The sequence below is a fragment of the Rhodanobacter sp. UC4443_H10 genome (assembly GCF_052978325.1).
Genome location: NZ_CM129668.1, coordinates 666,872 through 685,286, shown reverse-complemented (window position 1 = coordinate 685,286; position 18,415 = coordinate 666,872). Strand labels below are relative to the sequence as shown.

18 protein-coding genes are annotated in these 18,415 nt (G+C 67.9%); 16 read left to right on the top strand and 2 right to left on the bottom strand.

Annotated features, from left to right (window positions below; translation table 11 throughout):
* Window positions 1-34: 34 nt before the first annotated feature.
* Window positions 35-400, bottom strand: coding sequence for a hypothetical protein (locus ACVCMB_RS03130; protein ID WP_395118540.1), 366 nt, complete (start codon window positions 398-400; stop codon window positions 35-37).
* Window positions 401-579: 179 nt separating this feature from the next.
* Between ACVCMB_RS03130 and ACVCMB_RS03125 the strand changes: the two genes are divergently transcribed.
* The 15 genes from ACVCMB_RS03125 (at window position 580) to ACVCMB_RS03055 (ending at window position 17,154) form a co-directional block, all read left to right on the top strand.
* Window positions 580-2,493 carry an ABC-F family ATP-binding cassette domain-containing protein gene (locus tag ACVCMB_RS03125; protein ID WP_447106124.1) on the top strand — a complete coding sequence of 638 codons (1,914 nt, stop codon included), beginning with the start codon at window positions 580-582 and terminating at the stop codon, window positions 2,491-2,493.
* A gap of 4 nt (window positions 2,494-2,497) precedes the next feature.
* Entirely contained in the window at window positions 2,498-3,418 is a 921-nt protein-coding gene (locus tag ACVCMB_RS03120) for a phosphoglycerate mutase (protein WP_447106123.1), read from the top strand.
* A complete protein-coding gene (gene recJ / locus ACVCMB_RS03115) occupies window positions 3,415-5,127 on the top strand; it encodes a single-stranded-DNA-specific exonuclease RecJ (protein WP_447106122.1) in 1,713 nt (570 codons plus the stop codon). Before ACVCMB_RS03120 ends, recJ begins: the two co-directional genes overlap by 4 nt.
* A 103-nt stretch (window positions 5,128-5,230) precedes the next feature.
* Window positions 5,231-5,596 (top strand): SpoIIAA family protein, encoded by a 366-nt coding sequence (locus tag ACVCMB_RS03110; protein ID WP_395118532.1) that lies wholly within the window; start codon window positions 5,231-5,233, stop codon window positions 5,594-5,596.
* 146 nt (window positions 5,597-5,742) lie between these two features.
* Window positions 5,743-5,865, top strand: coding sequence for a hypothetical protein (locus tag ACVCMB_RS03105; RefSeq protein ID WP_447106121.1), 123 nt, complete (start codon window positions 5,743-5,745; stop codon window positions 5,863-5,865).
* A gap of 223 nt (window positions 5,866-6,088) precedes the next feature.
* Window positions 6,089-7,756, top strand: coding sequence for an asparagine synthase B (gene asnB / locus ACVCMB_RS03100; protein ID WP_447106120.1), 1,668 nt, complete (start codon window positions 6,089-6,091; stop codon window positions 7,754-7,756).
* A 146-nt stretch (window positions 7,757-7,902) separates the two neighbouring features.
* A protein-coding gene (gene prfB / locus ACVCMB_RS03095; protein ID WP_395118526.1) for a peptide chain release factor 2 occupies window positions 7,903-9,028 on the top strand; the annotation gives its coding sequence in 2 pieces (ribosomal slippage) (window positions 7,903-7,977 and window positions 7,979-9,028; 1,125 coding nt in all).
* A gap of 42 nt (window positions 9,029-9,070) precedes the next feature.
* Window positions 9,071-9,397 carry a hypothetical protein gene (locus tag ACVCMB_RS03090; protein WP_395118524.1) on the top strand — a complete coding sequence of 109 codons (327 nt, stop codon included), beginning with the start codon at window positions 9,071-9,073 and terminating at the stop codon, window positions 9,395-9,397.
* Window positions 9,398-9,458: 61 nt separating this feature from the next.
* Complete coding sequence (gene lysS / locus ACVCMB_RS03085; RefSeq protein WP_447106119.1) at window positions 9,459-10,973, top strand: lysine--tRNA ligase; 1,515 nt, start codon at window positions 9,459-9,461, stop codon at window positions 10,971-10,973.
* Entirely contained in the window at window positions 10,970-11,464 is a 495-nt protein-coding gene (locus ACVCMB_RS03080) for a PaaI family thioesterase (RefSeq protein WP_395118520.1), read from the top strand. Before lysS ends, ACVCMB_RS03080 begins: the two co-directional genes overlap by 4 nt.
* A 37-nt stretch (window positions 11,465-11,501) precedes the next feature.
* The gene (locus ACVCMB_RS03075; RefSeq protein WP_395118518.1) at window positions 11,502-11,804 is read left to right on the top strand and encodes a YciI family protein; all 303 of its coding nucleotides are present in this window, start codon (window positions 11,502-11,504) and stop codon (window positions 11,802-11,804) included.
* A gap of 8 nt (window positions 11,805-11,812) precedes the next feature.
* Window positions 11,813-12,058: a BolA family protein gene (locus tag ACVCMB_RS03070; RefSeq protein WP_447098878.1), complete on the top strand. Its 246-nt coding sequence runs from the start codon at window positions 11,813-11,815 to the stop codon at window positions 12,056-12,058.
* Between the two features lie 134 nt (window positions 12,059-12,192).
* Window positions 12,193-15,702, top strand: coding sequence for a chromosome segregation protein SMC (gene smc, locus ACVCMB_RS03065; RefSeq protein WP_447106118.1), 3,510 nt, complete (start codon window positions 12,193-12,195; stop codon window positions 15,700-15,702).
* A gap of 10 nt (window positions 15,703-15,712) precedes the next feature.
* A complete protein-coding gene (gene zipA, locus ACVCMB_RS03060) occupies window positions 15,713-16,663 on the top strand; it encodes a cell division protein ZipA (RefSeq protein WP_447098880.1) in 951 nt (316 codons plus the stop codon).
* 23 nt (window positions 16,664-16,686) lie between these two features.
* Window positions 16,687-17,154, top strand: coding sequence for a hypothetical protein (locus ACVCMB_RS03055; protein ID WP_395118510.1), 468 nt, complete (start codon window positions 16,687-16,689; stop codon window positions 17,152-17,154).
* A gap of 189 nt (window positions 17,155-17,343) precedes the next feature.
* Here ACVCMB_RS03055 and ACVCMB_RS03050 read toward each other — a convergent pair whose 3' ends face one another.
* Entirely contained in the window at window positions 17,344-17,505 is a 162-nt protein-coding gene (locus ACVCMB_RS03050) for a DUF3309 family protein (RefSeq protein ID WP_395118508.1), read from the bottom strand.
* Window positions 17,506-17,810: 305 nt separating this feature from the next.
* On the opposite strand from ACVCMB_RS03050, the gene ACVCMB_RS03045 reads away from it, so the two are divergent.
* A complete protein-coding gene (locus tag ACVCMB_RS03045) occupies window positions 17,811-18,359 on the top strand; it encodes a type 1 glutamine amidotransferase domain-containing protein (RefSeq protein ID WP_395118506.1) in 549 nt (182 codons plus the stop codon).
* The last annotated feature ends 56 nt before the right edge of the window (window positions 18,360-18,415 follow it).

Genomic DNA, 18,415 nt, shown 5'->3' with positions numbered 1-18,415 from the left:
CGTGGCGACACGGGCCGCGTCCGGATGAAGGGGATCAGTGGACCGCGGATGGATCGGTGTTGTTGCCCGCCGGCGTGTTGAGCACCGAGTGGATGACGTGGCTGTGTTCGAAATACACGATGAAGTTCGAGTATTCCCAGCGGTTGATCTGCGGATGCTTGCTGGTATCGCCGCCGCGCGGCGACAACTTGCGCTGCGGCGCGCCCCAGGTCTTCTCGACCTGGGCCATGCTCAACCCGCGGCGCGGCAGGTTCATGCCTCTTTCCTGCTGCACGCGGTGGATCAGCAGGCTGTCGCCATGCGCGCGCGATTGCGCCGCATTGGCTTGCGGCGACACGGCCAGACCGGCGGCAGCGGCCAGCAGGATGGCGATCGGCAAACTGCTCGTGAACTTGACCATGGCTCCCCTCTCCATACAAGGCTGCATGCGGCGTCGTTGTATCAGACCCGGCAATGTTACGCCATGCCGGGTCGCGGCGATTGCGATGGATTGGGCATTCGCTGCGGCCATGGGCGAGCCATCGCCGTTATCATGGGCGGCTGCAGTGCCCGCTTGCGCGGGCAGGACTCGCTCATTCCATGATTTCGTTTCGACATTTCGCCTTGCGCCGCGGCAGTCGTTTGCTGCTTTCCGACATCGACCTGGTGATCCAGAGCGGCTGGCGCCTTGGCGTGATCGGCCGCAACGGCTGCGGCAAATCCAGCCTGTTCGCCGCACTGCAGGGCAGGCTGGAGAGCGATGCGGGCGAGCTGGAGATGTCGGGCAAGCTGCGGCTGGCCTCGGTGGCGCAGGAGACGCCGGCGCTGCCGGATGCGGCGATCGACTACGTGTTGGGCGGTGACGAGGAACTGGCCGCCGCCATCAACGACGAAGCGGAAGCCGGCGAGCGTGGTGACATGGAGGCGATGGCGAAGGCGCATCACCGCATCGAGGAACTGAACGGCTACGACGGCCGCGCCCGCGCCGGCCGCCTGCTGCATGGCCTGGGCTTTCCCCCGGAAACGCACGAGCGCGCGGTGCAGGAATTTTCCGGCGGCTGGCGCGGACGGCTGAACCTGGCGCGTGCGCTGATGTGCCCGTCCGACCTGCTGCTGCTGGACGAGCCGACCAACCACCTCGACCTCGACGCCGTGCTGTGGCTGGAAGAATGGCTGCGCCGCTACCAGGGCACCTTGCTGATCATCTCGCACGACCGCGAGTTCCTCGATGGCGTGATCACCCATACACTGCACCTCAACGACGGCAAGGCCAAGCTCTATACCGGCAATTACAGCGCGTTCGAGCGCCTGCGCGCCGAGCAGTTGCGCCAGCAGCAGATCTCGCACGAGCGCGAGCAGGCCGAGCGCGCGCACCTGCAGTCCTTCATCGACCGCTTCAAGGCCAAGGCGACCAAGGCCAAGCAGGCGCAGTCGCGGATGAAGCGGCTGGAGAAGCTGGCCGGCACCGAGGCAGTACGCGCCGAGCGCCCCTTCAGCTTCCAGTTTCCCGCGCCGGGGCGACTGCCCGATTCGATGCTGCAGCTGGAAGGCATCACCGCCGGCTACCTGGCCGATCCTTCCACGCACGCGGACGAAGTGGCGAACATCGTGCTCGCCGACGTGCGCTTCAGCATCGAGGCGGGCGAACGGATCGGCCTGCTCGGCCCGAACGGCGCCGGCAAATCCACCCTGGTGAAGACCCTGGTCGGCGAGCTGGAACCGTTCGGCGGCGAGCGCAAGGTGCACAAGGACTTGAAGATCGGCTACTTCGCCCAGCACACGGTGGAAAGCCTGCGCGAAGGGTCGAGCCCGCTCGACCATCTGCTGGACAAGGCGCCGGGCGTGGCCACCCAGGTGATGCGCGATTTTCTCGGCACCTGGAATTTCGCCGGCGACCGCGCGTTCGAGTCGGTCGACGGTTTCTCCGGCGGCGAGCGCGCACGCCTGGCGCTGGCGCTGATCGCGTGGGACAAGCCGAACCTGCTGCTGCTGGACGAACCGACCAACCACCTCGATCTGGACATGCGCGAGGCGCTGGCCGACGCGCTGGCCGATTTCGACGGCGCGCTGGTGCTGGTTTCTCACGACCGCCATCTGCTCGGCATGGTCTGCGACAGCTTCTGGCGCGTGGCCGACGGCGAGGTGGCGCCGTTCGACGGCGACCTGGAAGACTACGCGCGCTGGTTGAAGACCCGCACTGCCGCGAACAAGAAGGCGGCCAAGCCGGTGGTGGCCAAGGTGGTGGAGGTTTCGCCGGAGGAGCACAGGCGCCAGGCTGCCGCCCAGCGTGACGAGGAAAAAGCCGCGCGCCAGCGGGTGAAGAAGATCGAGACGCGCACCGCCAGCATCGATACCGAGCTGGCCGCGCTGGAGGCGCAACTGGCCGACCCGGCCACCTACAACGGCCCGACCAGCGAAATGATGCGCATCGGCCAGCGCCAGGCGCAGCTGCGCGGCGAGAAGGAATCGCTGGAAAACGAGTGGCTGGCGCTGGTCGAGCAACTGGAGGCCTGAAGAGATGTCCAAACCGGAGCCGTCGCTGCAACTGTGGCTGCCCTCGCTGGCGCACGTCGAGCCGACCCATCCGCTGCACGCGTGGCTCCCGCGCGCCGACCGCCTGGCGGATGGCGGCGTCGGTTATCTCGATGGCCTCGGCGGGCATTTCACCGGCGTCGAGGCGCACGTGCCCGCGGCGGCGATCACCCGCCAGTTTCTAGCCGGCGACGCGGGCGATGCGCTGTGGCTGTCGGCCGACCCGGCCTGGGTGCAGCCGGACATGAACGGGGTACGCCTGCTGGCCTGCGGTCGCATGGGCCTGGGCCTGGACGAGGCGCAGGCGCTGGCCGAAACGCTGCGGCCGGTGTTCGACGAGGCCGGCATGCAACTGGAGATTTCCACCCCTGATCATTGGCATCTGCGCCTGCCGGCCGATACGCCGCTGCCCGGCCTGGCCGCGCCATCGCAGGCGCTGGGCGAGGACCTCGCGCAGCACCTGCCGCAGGGCGCGCATGGGCGCCGCTGGCGCGTGTTGCAAAACGACATCCAGGTGCTGCTGCACCAGCATCCGCTCAATGCGCAACGACGGATGCGCGGGCAATCGCTGGTCAACAGTCTGTGGCTGTGGGGCGGCGGACGCCTGCCTGCGCCGCCGACCAGTACCCTGGCCGGCGTGGTCAGCGACGACCTGCTGCTGCGCGCACTGGCCGCGCGTGCCGGCATCGCGCATCCGTTGCGCACGGCCGATGCGGTCGCAGCCGCGGGTGCCGGCTGGCTGATCGACCTGCAGGATCTGCCGGCGCACGAGCTGGCCTCGCGCTGGTGGCCGCTGCTGCAGCCGCTGCTCGAACGCCAGCCCGTTACGCTGCATTTCGCCAGCGGCGAACGCTGGCTGCACAAACCCGCTCATCGCTGGCGCTTCTGGCGCGGGGCAGGGCGTTGAGCGTGCTGCAGCTGCGTCGGCGCGAAAGCCGGGGCACGCCGCATGGCTGGCCGGATGCGGTGCACCCGGTGCTGCAGCAGGTCTACGCCGCGCGCGGCGTGCTGGAACCCGGCCAGGTCGAGCACCGGCTGGCGCGGATGCTGTCGCCGCAATTGCTGGGCGGCATGGCGCAGGCGGTCGACCTGCTGGCCGAGGCGATCCGCGATGACTGGACCATCCTGATCGCCGGCGACTACGACTGCGACGGCGCCACCGGCACCGCCGTGGCCGTGCGCGGCCTGCGTCTGCTCGGTGCGCGGCGGCTGGATTACGCGATCCCGAACCGCTTCGTGCACGGTTACGGGCTGAGCGCGGCCTTCGTCGCCTCGATGCAGCCCACCCCGCAGCTGATCGTCACGGTCGACAACGGCGTGGCCAGCGTGGCCGGCGTGGCGGCGGCGCAGGCGCGCGGCATCAAGGTCATCGTCACCGACCATCACCTGCCCGGCGAGCGGTTGCCGGCGTGTGATGCGATGGTCAATCCAAATCTCGCCGGCGACGCGTTCCCCAGCAAGGCGCTGGCAGGTGTCGGGGTGATGTTCTACCTGCTGCTCGCCCTGCGTGCGAAGTTGCACGAGCAGGGCGCTTTCGGCGCGGCGAAACCCGACCTGTCGGTGCTGCTCGACCTGGTCGCCCTGGGTACGGTGGCCGATCTGGTGCCGCTGGATTTCAACAACCGCGTGCTGGTCGAGGCCGGCTTGCAGCGCATGCGCAGCGGCCGCGCCTGCGCCGGCATCGCCGCGCTGGTGGAAGCGGGCAGGCGCAGCCTGACCACGCTGTGCGCCAGCGATCTCGGCTTCGCAGTCGGGCCGCGGTTGAACGCGGCCGGGCGCCTGGAGGACATGCGCCTGGGCGTGGCCTGCCTGCTCACCGACGACGTGGCACAGGCGCGCCGTTACGCCGAGCAGCTCGACGCGATCAACCGCGAGCGGCGCGACCTGCAGGCCTCGATGGTGGCCGAGGCCGAGGTGATGGTGGCTGGCCTGGGGCCGCTCGATGCGATCGGCGTGGCATTGTTCGAGCCGTCGTGGCATGCCGGCGTGGTCGGCCTGGTCGCCTCGAAACTCAAGGAGCGGCTGCACCGCCCGGTGATCGCCTTCGCCCCGGCCAGCGAAGACGACACCGAAAACCTTCGGGGGTCCTGCCGTTCCATTCCGGGCTTCCACATCCGCGACGCGCTGGCCGTGATCGACGCCCGCCAGCCCGGCCTGATCGAACGCTTCGGCGGCCACGCAATGGCTGCCGGTCTGAGCCTGAAAGCCGCCGACTACCCGCGCTTCGCCGCCGCCTTCGATGCGGTCGCGCGCGAGTTGATCGAGCCCGAGCGGCTGCAGGCGGTGCTGTACACCGACGGCGAGTTGCCGCCCGGCGCCGCCACGCTGGCGCTGGCCCGCCAGTTGCGCGCCGCCGGCCCATGGGGCCAGGCGTTCCCCGAACCGCTGTTCGACAACCTGTTCGACTGCGCCGGCTGGAAGGTGATGGGCGAGACCCATCTGCGCCTGCAACTGCGCGACCCGCGCGATGGCGCCGTGCACGACGCGGTGATGTTCAATGCCCATGACGGCCAGCCACCGCCGCCTCGGCTGCGCGCGGCCTACGAGCTGACCATCAACGACTGGCAGGGTCGCGAGACGCCGCGCCTGCTGCTGCGGCACATCGAGCCCGCCTGATCGGAAATGCAGGAGTCTCGAAAGCCTGCTCCCATGCCTTCGACTTGCACGCTTTTCACGTGCCTGGACCCAAACTGGGGCACCCCATCCCAGGAGCACGCCCGTGATCGCACAGATCGAAGGATTGCCTGCCGGCACGCTGGGTTTTCGCGCGCACGGCCAGGTCACCGCGCAAGACTACGAGAACATCGTGGTGCCGGATGTCGAGGCGGCGTTCGCGCTCAATCGAAAGCTGCGCCTGCTCTACGTCACTGCCGACGACTTCACCGGCTTCGACCCCGGCGCCATGTGGAACGACGCAAAACTCGGCGCGCGGCATTTCAGCAGTTGGGACCGTGTGGCGCTGGTCACTGACGTACCCTGGCTGCGCGGTACCGCCACGGCCTTCAGCTTCGCCATCCCCGCCCAGTTCCGCCTGTTTCACGGCGTGGAAATCGACGACGCCAGGCGCTGGATCACCAGCCCCTGATCCCGCCTCTCTCTCGCAGGAGCCCGCTCGCGGGCGATGCTTTTGCTTGGTCAAAGCCCCAAAGCATCGCCCGCGAGCGGGCTCCTGCGGTAACTGGGTGCTATCCGTACTTGCCAAGCGCCGGGGAATCTGCTCAAGTTGGGGCCATGAACTCCATGGTCGCCCGCAGCCTGACCCTTGCCGCGCTCTCCGCGCGAGGCCTCGTGCTGGCCGGCCACAACAATAATCGCGCGAACAACAACGCCAACCGTTGGCGGGCCCGCGCGTAGCTTCAAGTCTCCACCAAAAATACGCGATGAAGGCCCGCCACGAGCGGGCCTTTTTTTGTGCGCTTGATTCATGCGCGAGTCCATTCGCGCAAGGGCAAACCCGGCCATCCATGGCTGTGCATTTACTTTTGCGCGGGTCCATCCGCGCAGAGCAAACCCGGCCATCCATGGCCGACTTTTCAGAAGAGCGGGACCCACGGACAGCGACGAGGAAACTTCCACCATGTGCTCGATATTCGGAATATTCGACCTGCAGCCGGGCGACGACCTGGCCGCGTTGCGCCGGCAGGCGCTGGAGTTGTCGCAGCGCCAGCGCCATCGCGGGCCGGACTGGAGCGGGGTGTTCGTCGACGCCGGGGTGATCCTGGTGCACGAGCGGCTGGCCATCGTCGACCCGGCCAGCGGCGCGCAGCCGCTGCGTTCGCGCGACGGCGCGCTGGCGCTGGCGGTGAACGGCGAGATCTACAACCACCGCGAACTGCGTGCGGCCAGCAGCTACGAATTCACCACCGCTTCGGACTGCGAGGTGATCAACGCGCTGTATCGCGAGCAGGGCAGCGACTTCGTGGGCAGGCTCAACGGCATCTTCGCGTTCGCGTTGTGGGACGGCGAGGCGCAGCGCTACCTGATCGCCCGCGACCCGATCGGCGTCTGCCCGCTGTATTGGGGCCACGATGCGCAAGGCCGCCTGTGCGTGGCCTCGGAGATGAAGGCGCTGGTCGGCGTGTGTGCCGACGTGGCGCCGTTTCCGCCCGGCCATGTGTACGACAGCGCCAGCGGCGAGTTGCAGCGCTACTACGCCAGGCCATGGCGCGACTACGCCGCCACGCGCGGCCATGACGTGGCTGCTCCGGCCTTGCGCAAGGCGTTTGAGCAGGCCGTGCATCGCCAGCTGATGACCGACGTGCCGTATGGGGTGCTGCTTTCCGGTGGGCTGGATTCGTCGCTGGTCGCCGCCTGCGCCGCGCAGTTCGCGCGCGAGCGGGTCGAGGACGACGACCGCAGCGAAGCGTGGTGGCCGCGCCTGCATTCGTTCGCGATCGGGCTGGACGGCTCGCCCGACCTGGCTGCGGCGCAGGTCGCCGCCGACGCGCTGGGCACCGTGCACCACGGCTTCGTCTACACGTTCTGGGAAGGGCTGGATGCGCTGCCCGAAGTGATCCGCCACATCGAGACCTACGACGTCACCACCATCCGCGCCGCCACGCCGATGTACCTGCTGGCGCGGCGGATCAAGGCGATGGGCGTGAAGATGGTGCTGTCCGGCGAGGGTTCGGACGAGATCTTCGGCGGCTACCTGTACTTCCACAAGGCGCCCTCGGCCGAGGCATTCCACGAGGAAACCGTGCGCAAGCTCGACGCGCTGCACAGCTACGACTGCCTGCGCGCGAACAAGGCGATGATGGCGTGGGGCGTGGAGGCGCGCGTGCCGTTCCTCGACCTGGAGTTCATCGACGTGGCGATGGGCCTCGATGCGAAGCACAAGATGGCGGGGCAGGGACGCATCGAGAAGGCGGTTCTGCGCGAAGCATTCGACGGCGCGCTGCCGGATTCGATCCTGTGGCGACAGAAGGAGCAGTTCAGCGATGGCGTCGGCTATGGCTGGATCGACGGCTTGAAGGCGCATGCGGAGCAGGCGGTCAGCGACCGCGAGTTCGCCGCGGCCGCGGCGCGATACCCGTTCAACACGCCGGCGACCAAGGAGGCGTATTTCTACCGACGCATCTTCGAGCAGCACTTTCCCGGCGAGGCCTGCGCCGCGACCGTGCCCGGCGGCAAGTCGATTGCCTGCTCCTCGCCCGCAGCGCTGGCGTGGGATCCGGCGTTCGCGAACGCGGCCGATCCGTCGGGGCGTGCCGTCAGAGGCGTACATGCCCAGGCGCTCGCCTGAATGCGGCCGGCTGCTTAGGGCGGCCCCGCCCGCCGGTTTCCGTCGCCATGGATCAAAGGTCGGCGGGCAGTGCCCGCCCTGCAAGGGGCGCCGGCTGCAAACGGGTCTGTTATTCTTGCGTGCTTGCCTCCCACCAAGATTTCACGATGATCGAGACCAATCCCATCCATGCGCAGATCGACGACCTTCGCGGTCGCGTCGAAGCGCTTAGGGGGTATCTTTGACTACGCCACCAAGCGCGAGCGCCTGGAAGAAGTAACCCGCGAACTGGAGAGCCCCACCGTGTGGGACGACCCGGCCAACGCGCAGGAACTGGGCCGCGAACGCGCCCGATTGCACACCATCGTCCACGGCATCGACACGCTGACTGCCGGCCTGGACGACGCCGGCGACCTGCTGGAGATGGCCGTCGCCGACGGCGATGACGACACCGCGCAGTCGGTGATCGACGATCTGGCCAAACTGGAATCGCAGGTCGGCAAGCTGGAGTTCCAGCGCATGTTCTCCGGCAAGATGGATGCGATGAACGCGTTCGTCGACATCCAGGCCGGCGCCGGCGGCACCGAGGCGCAGGACTGGGCCGAAATGCTGCTGCGCATGTATTTGCGCTGGTGCGAGCACCGTGGCTGGAAAGCCGAGCTGATGGAAGTCAGCGGCGGCGACGTGGCCGGCATCAAGTCCGCCACGTTCCGCGTCGAGGGCGACTATGCCTACGGCTGGCTGAAGACCGAGATCGGCGTGCACCGGCTGGTGCGCAAGAGCCCGTTCGATTCGGACAACCGCCGGCACACCAGTTTCACCTCGGTATTCGTTTCGCCGGAAGTGGACGACAGCATCGAGATCGACATCAACCCGGCCGACCTGAAGACCGACGTATACCGTTCGTCGGGTGCCGGCGGCCAGCACGTCAACAAGACCGAGTCGGCGGTGCGCATCACCCACGTGCCCACCAACACGGTCGTGGCCTGCCAGACCGAGCGCAGCCAGCACGCCAACCGCGACCGCGCGATGAAGATGCTGGCCGCCAAGCTGTACGAACTGGAAGTGCAGAAGCGCAATGCCGAGAGGGACGCGCTGGAAGCGACCAAGTCCGACATCGGCTGGGGCAGCCAGATCCGCAACTACGTGCTCGACCAGAGCCGCATCAAGGATCTGCGCACCGGCATCGAGCGTTCGGACACCCAGAAGGTGCTCGACGGCGACCTCGACGAGTTCATCGAGGCAAGCCTGAAATCCGGCCTCGAAGCCGGCGCCAAGCGCATCGATGCCTGACGCCCGATTCCCTTCGACCGGCCCATTGACGAGGTGACGCGCATGAACAGCAAGAAGATCGGCATCTTCCTGATCGCCTTGGTCGCGCTGATGGCGTTCGGCGCGGCAGCGCAGTCGTCGCAGGGCAGCGCCGGACAGGGCATCAAGCAGGATGCCAAGGCGGTCGGCCACGGCGTCGCCGACGGCGCCCGCGATGTCGGTCACGCGACCAGGCATGTGGCCAGGAAGATCGGGCACGGCGCGAAAGAGGCCGGCACCGGCATCGGCCATGGCGCGAAGAAGGCAGGCGTCGCCATCGGCCACGGCGCGCGCGAGGGCTGGGATGCCACCAAACGCGGCGTCAAGCAGATTTTCGACAAGGGCAATTGAGCGCCGCCCCATCCACGAGACATCCACTGTCCAGCGCGCGCTGGCAGCCACGGAACCATCCATGAGCGAAGTCACCGACACCCTTCCCGACGAGAACAAGTTGATCGCCGAGCGCCGCGAAAAACTCACGGCGCTGCGCGGGCAGGGCATCGCGTTTCCGAACGACTTCAAGGTCGACAGCTTCGCCGGCGATCTGCAAACCGAGTTCGCCGACAAGGACGTGCACACGGCCGAAGCCGTCGAAGCGGCGGCGCGCCGGGTGAAGATGGCCGGACGCATCGTACTCAAGCGCGTGCAGGGCAAGGTCAGCTTCGTGCAGTTGCAGGATTTCAGCGGACGCATCCAGCTGTTCATCCATGCCGGCACGGTTGGCGAGGTCTACGAGGCGTTCAAGGGCTGGGACATGGGCGACATCGTGGGTGCCGAAGGCACGCTGATGCGCACGAAGACCGGCGAGCTTTCGGTGCGCGTGGATCACCTGCGCCTGCTGACCAAGAGCCTGCGCCCGCTGCCCGACAAGCATCACGGCATGGCCGACGTGGAGCAGCGCTATCGCCAGCGCTACGTGGACCTGATCGTCACCGAGGAAGCGCGCCGTACCTTCATGCTGCGCTCAAGGATCATCGGCACCATGCGTCAATGGCTGGAAGCGCCGTCGCGCCGCTTCATGGAAGTGGAGACGCCGATGATGCACGTGATCCCCGGCGGCGCCACGGCCAAACCGTTCGTCACCCACCACAACGCGCTGGATCTGGATCTGTACCTGCGCGTGGCACCGGAGCTGTACCTGAAGCGCCTGGTGGTCGGCGGCTTCGACCGCGTCTACGAGATCAACCGCAACTTCCGCAACGAGGGCGTGTCGACCCGGCACAACCCCGAGTTCACCATGCTGGAGCTGTACCAGGCCTACGCGACCTACCACGAGATCATGGACCTCACCGAGAGCGTGATCCGCGATACCGCGCAAGCCGTGCTCGGCACCACGCAGCTGGAATGGGACGGTGCGGCGATCGACGTCGGCCCGGCATTCCGCCGCTGGCGCATGGAAGACGCGGTGCTGGAACACAACCCGGAGATCAAGCGCGAAGAACTGCGCGACCGCGAGGCGATGGCGGCGCATGCGAAGCGCCTCGGCGTGCAGGTCAAGCCCGGCTACGGCTGGGGCAAGCTGTTGCTGGAGATCTTCGAGAAGACCGTCGAGCACACGCTGATCCAGCCCACCTTCATCACCGACCATCCGGTCGAGGTGTCGCCGCTGGCTCGCGAAAGCGATACCGACAAGGGCATCACCGACCGCTTCGAGCTGTTCGTGGGCGGCAAGGAGATCGCCAATGGCTTCTCCGAGTTGAACGACCCGGAAGACCAGGCCGCACGCTTCCAGGCCCAGGTCGACGCCAAGGACGCCGGCGACGACGAGGCCATGCACTTCGACGCCGACTACATCCGCGCGCTGGAAGTGGGCCTGCCGCCCACCGGCGGCCTCGGCATCGGCATCGACCGCCTGGTGATGCTGCTGACCGGCGCGTCCTCGATCCGCGACGTGCTGCTGTTCCCCTACATGCGACCGGAAGCATGAGCGCCGACGTGCCCGCGCTGCAGGACCTGGCCGCGCCCGACGGCGTCTGCTACGGCTGCGGCAGCGCCCATCCTCACGGCTTGCACATCAAGAGCCACTGGCACGAGGACGGCGTGCACGTGGTCAGCACGCACCTGCCGGGAGCGGATTTCCACGGCTGGCCGGGGCTGGTCTACGGCGGGCTGATCGCGATGCTGGTGGACTGCCATTCCAACTGGACCGCGATGGCATACCACTACCGTGCCGAGCAGCGCGCGCCGGACAGCAAGCCGCGCATCGACTGCGTCACCGGCAGCCTCGGCATCAAGTTCCTCAAGCCCACCCCGATGGACGTGCCGCTGACGCTGAAGGCGCGCGTCGAGGGCGAAGTCGGGCGCAAGACCCGCGTGCTGTGCGAGGTCCACGCGGGCGAAGTGCTCACCGCGCTGGGCGATTCGATTTTCGTGCGTGTCGACACCGCGCAGCTGGCCGCAGCCGCGCGCCACGCATGAGCCAGACTCGCGACCCATCCCACCAGGAGGCTTGATCATGTGGTTTGCCATCATCGGAACGGACGTTGCCGACTCGCTGGAGAAGCGCAAGGGAGCGCGGCCCGCGCACATCGCGCGGCTGCAGGCGCTGCTGGATGAGGGCCGCCTGTTCGTGGCCGGCGCGTTCCCGGCGATCGAGTCCGAAGATCCGGGCCCGGCCGGCTTCAGCGGCAGCCTGATCCTGGCCGAGTTTCCGTCGCTGGCCGACGCCCGCGCCTGGGCCGATGCCGACCCCTACGTGGCGGCCGGCGTCTACGCCGAGGTGCAGATCAAGCCATTCCGCAAGGCCCTGCCGGCGTGAGCGAGGCGATGATCGAGCAGATCCGCCAGCGCCTGACCCAGGCCCTGGCGCCGACCGAGCTGGAAATCGTCGACGAAGGCCACCTGCACGCCGGGCATGCGGGTGAGGGCAAGGGCCATTTCCGCGTGCGCATCGCCAGCCCCGCCTTCACCGGGCTGTTGCCGATCCGCCGGCACCGAATGGTCTACGCGGCGCTGCAGGGGTTGATGGACAACGGGATCCATGCCGTTTCCATAGATGCCGTCGAGAAATAATATCTATCAATGAGTTGTATCGTATTCTTTACACTAAATCTCACGCGGACACGCATTGCAGCAGGCCCCCGCGTTTGGCACAGTGCCCTGTCATCCGGCTGCACCGGCCGTAGCACCCTACCGTTGAACACTGCATGCGCCTGAGCACGATCAAACTCGCCGGTTTCAAGTCCTTCGTGGACCCGACCACCCTGCACCTGCCGAGCAACATGATCGGCGTGGTCGGCCCCAACGGCTGCGGCAAATCCAACATCATCGACGCGATCCGCTGGGTGATGGGCGAAAGCGCGGCCAGCCGCCTGCGCGGCGACTCGCTGACCGACGTGATCTTCTCCGGCTCCAACACGCGCAAGCCGGTGGGGCAGGCCACGGTCGAACTGATCTTCGACAACGCCGACGGCTCGGTGCAGGGCGAGTACGGCCAGTACGCCGAGATCTCGGTGAAGCGCCAGGTCACCCGCGACGGGCAATCCTCGTACTACCTCAACGGCGCGCGCTGCCGCCGGCGCGACATCACCGACCTGTTCCTCGGCACCGGCTTGGGCCCGCGCAGCTACTCGATCATCGAGCAGGGCATGATCAGCCAGATCATCGAGGCGCACCCGGACGAACTGCGCACGCACCTGGAGGAAGCCGCCGGTATCTCCAAGTACAAGGAGCGCCGCAAGGAGACCGAAAGCCGCATCAAGGCCACCCGCGAAAACCTCGACCGCGTGCGCGACGTGCGCGACGAAGTCGACAAGCAGCTCGAACACCTGAACCGCCAGGCCCGCGCCGCCGAGCGCTGGAAAGCCTTGAAGGAAGAGCAGACACGCAAGGAAGCCGAGCTGCGCGCGCTCGAATACCGCGGCCTCAAGAGCCAGCACGACAGCGAAGGCGCCGGCTTGTCCGCCGCCGAGATCGAGATCGAGAAGCAGCTGGCCGGCCAGCGCGAGATCGAGGCGCAGATCGAGGTCATGCGCGAACGCCACACCGACGCCAGCGAGCACCTGAACGCGGTACAGGCCGAGGTCTACAAGGTCGGCGCCGAGATCGCCCGTGTCGAGCAGCAAGTGCGCCACAACAAGGAGAGCGCCGAACGCCTGCAGCGCGCCCACGCCGACAGCGAGCGCGAACACGCGGAACTGGCCGCGCACATCGCCACCGATCACGCGCAGGTCGAAATCCTGCGCCAGGCGCTGGCCGAAGGCGAACCGAAACTCGAAGCCCTGCAGCAGCTGCAGGACGACACCGCCGAAGCCCAGCGCAGCACCGAGGCCAGGCTGGCCGACTGGCAACAGCGCTGGGACAGCCACACCCGCAACGCCGGCGAATCCAACCGCGCCGCCGAAGTGGAACGCACCAAGCTCAATTACCTCGACCGCCAGGGCATCGACCTGGCGCGCCGCCGCGAAGCACTGGAAACCGAGCAGAAAGCTACCGACGTGGCCGCACTGGCCGCCGCCGGCGAGCAACTGCACAGCGAACACGACGCCCAGCGCGAGCGCGTGGAAACCCTGGGCAGCCTGCTCGACCAGTACAAGTCCAACCATGAAAAAGTGCAGGAAGAAGAGCGCCAGGTGCAGTCGGCGCTGAACGAGGCCCGCCAGCAACTGCAGGCCGCCCGTGGCCGGCACGCCTCGCTCGAAGCGCTGCAGCATGCCGCGCTCGGCCAGGAAGAAAACGCTGCAAGCAGCTGGCTGGCTCGTCTCGGGTTGAACACGTCACGCCGCCTCGGTGAGTCGCTGCAGGTCGAAAACGGCTGGGAGACCGCCGTGGAAACGGCGCTGAGCGGTTTTCTGGACGCGGTGCTGGTGGATGGCTCGCATGCGTTGGCGGCGGAGTTCGATGCGCTCGACAACGCCGACATCGCCTTGCTCGACAACGCCGAGGGCGGCGTCGGCGCCGCTGGCACGCTGGCCGCCCACGTACGCGGCCCGGCGGCGGCGATGGCCATCCTCGGTCACGTACTTACCGCCGAATCGCTGGCCGACGCCCACCGGCAGGTGGCCTCGCTGTCCGCGCTGGCGCCGTATCAGTCGGTGATGACGCGCAGTGGCGAATGGCTCGGTCCGGGCTGGGCGCGGGTGCGCCGGGCGCAAGGCAGCCAGGTCGGCGTGCTGGCGCGCGAGCGCGAGCTGCGCACGCTGGCCGAACAGATCGCCATGCTGGAAGCGCAACTGGAAGAAGCCAGCGAACGGCTCGACAACCTGCGCACCAGCAAATTCGAAACCGAACGCGCGCGCGACGACGCCCAGCGCGAGCTGTACAACGCGCACCGTCGCCAGTCCGAACTGGCCGGCCAGTTGCAAAGCCACCGCGGCAAGCTGGAAACCGCCCGCGCCCGTGCCGAAAAGGTCAACGGCGAGCTGGCCGACCTTTCCACGCAGATCGACGAATTGCAGAACCAGACCCGTGAGGCGCGCGCGCGGCTGGACGAATCGGTCGGCCTGATGGGCGACCTGGAAGACCAGCGCCGCGAACTGGAAAACGAACGCCGCAGCCTGCTCGAGGCGCGCGAGGAAGCCCGCATGAATGCGCGCGAGGCGGCCGATCAATCGCACTCGCTGGCGCTCTCGCTGGAGTCCAAGCGCTCGTCGCTGAGCTCGCTGGAACAGGCGCTCGGTCGCATGGATGCCCAGCTGCGCCAGATCGAGGCGCGCCGCAACGAGATCGCCGAACAGCTCGCTGCCGGCTCCGACCCGATCGCCGAACTCGAAGCCGAGCGTCAGGCGTATCTGGACCAGCGCCTGCTGGTCGACAAGCAATTGGTGGAAGCGCGCCGCGCACTGGAAGACTGCGACCTCGAATTCCGCAAGCTCGAACAGCAGCGCCACCTGGCCGAGCAGGGCCTGTCGGCATTGCGCGAGGGCCTGTCCGAGAAGCGCCTCGCCGCCCAGGCGCTGCAGCTGCGCGCCGAACAACTCGCCGAAGCGATCACCGCTTCCGGCCTCGAACTGGAAACCCTGCTGGCCGAACTGGCCGACGACATCGACGCCAACCAGTGGCGGTCACAGCTCGCCGACATCGGCCAGAAAATCGCGCGGATCGAGCCGGTCAACCTGGCTGCGATCCAGGAACACGCCGAACAGAGCGAGCGCAAGACCTACCTGGACAACCAGCTGGCCGACCTGGTCAGCGCGATGGAAACGCTGGAAGGCGCGATCAAGAAGATCGACCGCGAAACCCGCCACCGCTTCAAGGAAACCTTCGACAAGGTCAACGCCGGCGTGCAGGAACTGTTCCCGCGCCTGTTCGGTGGCGGCCATGCCTATCTGGAACTCACCGGCGACGACCTGCTCAACACCGGCGTGACGATCATGGCGCGCCCGCCGGGCAAGCGCCCGTCCAACATCTCGCTGTTGTCCGGCGGCGAGAAGGCGCTGACCGCGGTGTCGCTGGTGTTCGCCATCTTCGGCCTCAACCCCGCGCCGTTCTGCCTGCTCGACGAAGTCGACGCGCCGCTGGACGAGGCCAACGTCGGCCGCTTCTCCAGCCTGGTAAGCGAGATGAGCGAACACGTGCAGTTCATCTTCATCAGCCACAACAAGGCCACCATGGAAGCCGCCACCCAACTGTGCGGCGTGACCATGCGCGAGCCCGGCGTGTCGCGGCTGGTGCAGGTCGACCTGGCCGAAGCGGCTAAACTGGCGGGAGCTGCCTGAGGAACCGATGATGACCGTGCAACCTTTGCTTGCCTTTGCGTGGAACGCCGCCGTCGGCATTCCGATGCTGATCGTGGGGCTGGTCGTGCTGGCACTGATCTGGCTGTTCGGCCAGCCGCGGAAAGAGCAGGGCAAGCGCAGGGCAGCGGGCGATACGCACACGCACGGACACGCGCGGCGCGAGCCCACCATGGGCGGCTCCAGCCTGGCCGACGACCCGGCCTTCAGCCTGGGCGACACCTCGGCGACGCCGCAGCAAGGCGAGCTCGACGTCGGCCTGCGCGAGGAACTGGAGCGCCTGGGTGCCACGCTTTCCGGCGAACGCCATGCGGCCAAGCCGGCCGAGCGCCTGACCGAACGCCTGGCCGGCCACGCCGCCTCGATCGTGGATACCTTGCGCGCGCCCGCCGAACCCGTCGCCGAAGCGCCCGCCGCCGCACCGGCACCGGCACCGGCGCCGCCTGTCACCAAGCCGGTGCCGCGCTCGGAGCTGGGTCGGCGCCCGGCCGACACGCCGGTGGAACGCATCGTCACCTTGTTCGTGGTGGCGCGCGATGGCGCGCGTTTCAACGGACCGGACCTGGTCGTCGCCACCGAAAAGGCCGGGCTGGAATTCGGCGACATGGGCATCTATCACCGCCTGGTGGACGGCAAGCGCGAGCTGGGCCCCATCTTCAGCGTCGCCAACATGCTCAAGCCGGGCAATTTCGACCTGGCCCGGCTGGATGCGCTGCAGACCTCCGGCGTCAGTTTCTTCATGACCTTGCCCGGGCCGGTCCCCGCGCTCGACGCCTGGGACGCCATGCTGCCCACCGCGCAGCGACTGGCCGAGCTGCTCGACGGCCAGGTACTGGATGAGGAGCGCAATGCGCTCGGCCGGCAAGGCATCGCGCACATCCGCGACCAGCTGCGCGGCTGGGACCGTGACCACGAGGGTGAAGAAATCATCTTCGGTCGCTGAATCGCCGCGCGGGAGCGGGAGCCATGACGATTGCCTTGCGCTGGAAAATCGCCGCCGCTGTCGCCGCCCTCGTCGTGGCGATCCTGGGGTGGAACGGGGTGTCGCGCTGGCTTGCCGCCCGCCATGCCGACGAGCTGATCCAGGAAACCGAGCGCGCCGCCGCGCTGCAGGCCGAACAAGCCCGTGCCAGTGCGCGCCAGCGCCACGACGAACTGGAGCGCGACCTGCGCCAGCGCCGCGAGGAGCTGGCCAGCAATTACCGCCAGGTCGCCGACCAGGCGCGCGAATACCAGGCCCGCCGCGCCGTGCAGCTGCAGCGCCAGCAGCAGGAGGCGCAGCGCGTCACCGCCAGTTACCTGCTGGACGCCAACCAGCAATGTGCCAACGGCATCGTGATCAACCGCCGCGGCTCCAGCTTCACCCAGGCTCGCGGCCGCGACGGCGGGCCGATCCGTTGCCAGGGCGACAGGGCCGCCGAACCGCTGCGCTGACGCCGGCTCACCGCTCGTTGCCCGGGATTGCGGATACTCGAGTCGCCGGCAGCGTCGTTCCCTGGCAAATCCCGAGTCCCGGTGCGGTCTGCGTGGCACGGCGCCCTGGCAGGCAGTCCTGGCACTTTGCCGCCGCGCGCACGGGTTACACCGATTTGGCCAGGACGATCACGGTGTCGGCGGGGGCGCTCAGTGGAAAACGCCAAGCAACCACAGCACCAGCACGATCAGCAGGATGATGCCGATGCCGCCGGTCGGACGATAACCCCAGGAGCGGCTGTAACCCCACGTCGGCAACGCACCGATCAGCAGGATGACGAGAACGATGAGCACCAGCAGTGAAATCGACATGTTCGTATTCCTTTGTGCACGTGGAGTTGCGGAGATCGCGGACGGCATCGCGCGACGCCTGCACCTTCGCAGCGTCCCGGTGCAGGGCCCGTCAACGATGCGTCGCGGCGGAAGGGTTGAACATGACCCCGTTTTCGCGTGGATGACGATGGGGTGAACGACGGTTTGCTTCGTCATGCCGCGGGCTCTCTCGCGGCGGGGTGGCGGGCGTAGCTCGCGCTTGAGTCACGCCGCGCTCACGACAACCGCACGCTGCCTGCATGTGGCAGCGGCGATGCTGCGGCTTTCCGATCCTGGAGTGCCCCATGTCCTTCAACCTCACCGGCCGCCGCATCGCCATCCTCGCCACCGACGGCTTCGAACAGTCCGAACTGACCGAACCCAAACGCCTGCTGGAACAGGCCGGCGCGCAGACCGACGTGATCGCCCCCGGCCACGCCGGGGAGATCAAGGGCTGGAGCGATGGCAACTGGGGCAGGGCCGTGCCGGTGGACGTGCCCCTGGACGAGGCCAGGGTCGAGCATTACGACGCGCTGGTCCTGCCTGGCGGCGTGATGAACCCGGACAAGCTGCGGCGGGTGCCCGCGGTGATCACGCTGGTCAAGGCGTTCGACGACGCGGGCAAGCCGGTGGCGGCGATCTGCCACGCTCCATGGACGCTGATCGAAGCCGGCCTGGTCAAGAATCGCCAGGTCACCTCGTGGCCGTCGCTGCGCACCGATCTGGAGAACGCCGGCGCGCACTGGCAGGACAGCGAGGTGGTGCGTGACGGCCAGCTGATCACCAGCCGCCGCCCGGGCGACATCCCTGCCTTTGCCGACGCGATCATCGACGCGCTTGGCGCTACCGCGTAACGCCGTCGACGTCGACCTGGTCCAACGCCGACGCAGGGCGGGCACGGCCCGCCCTG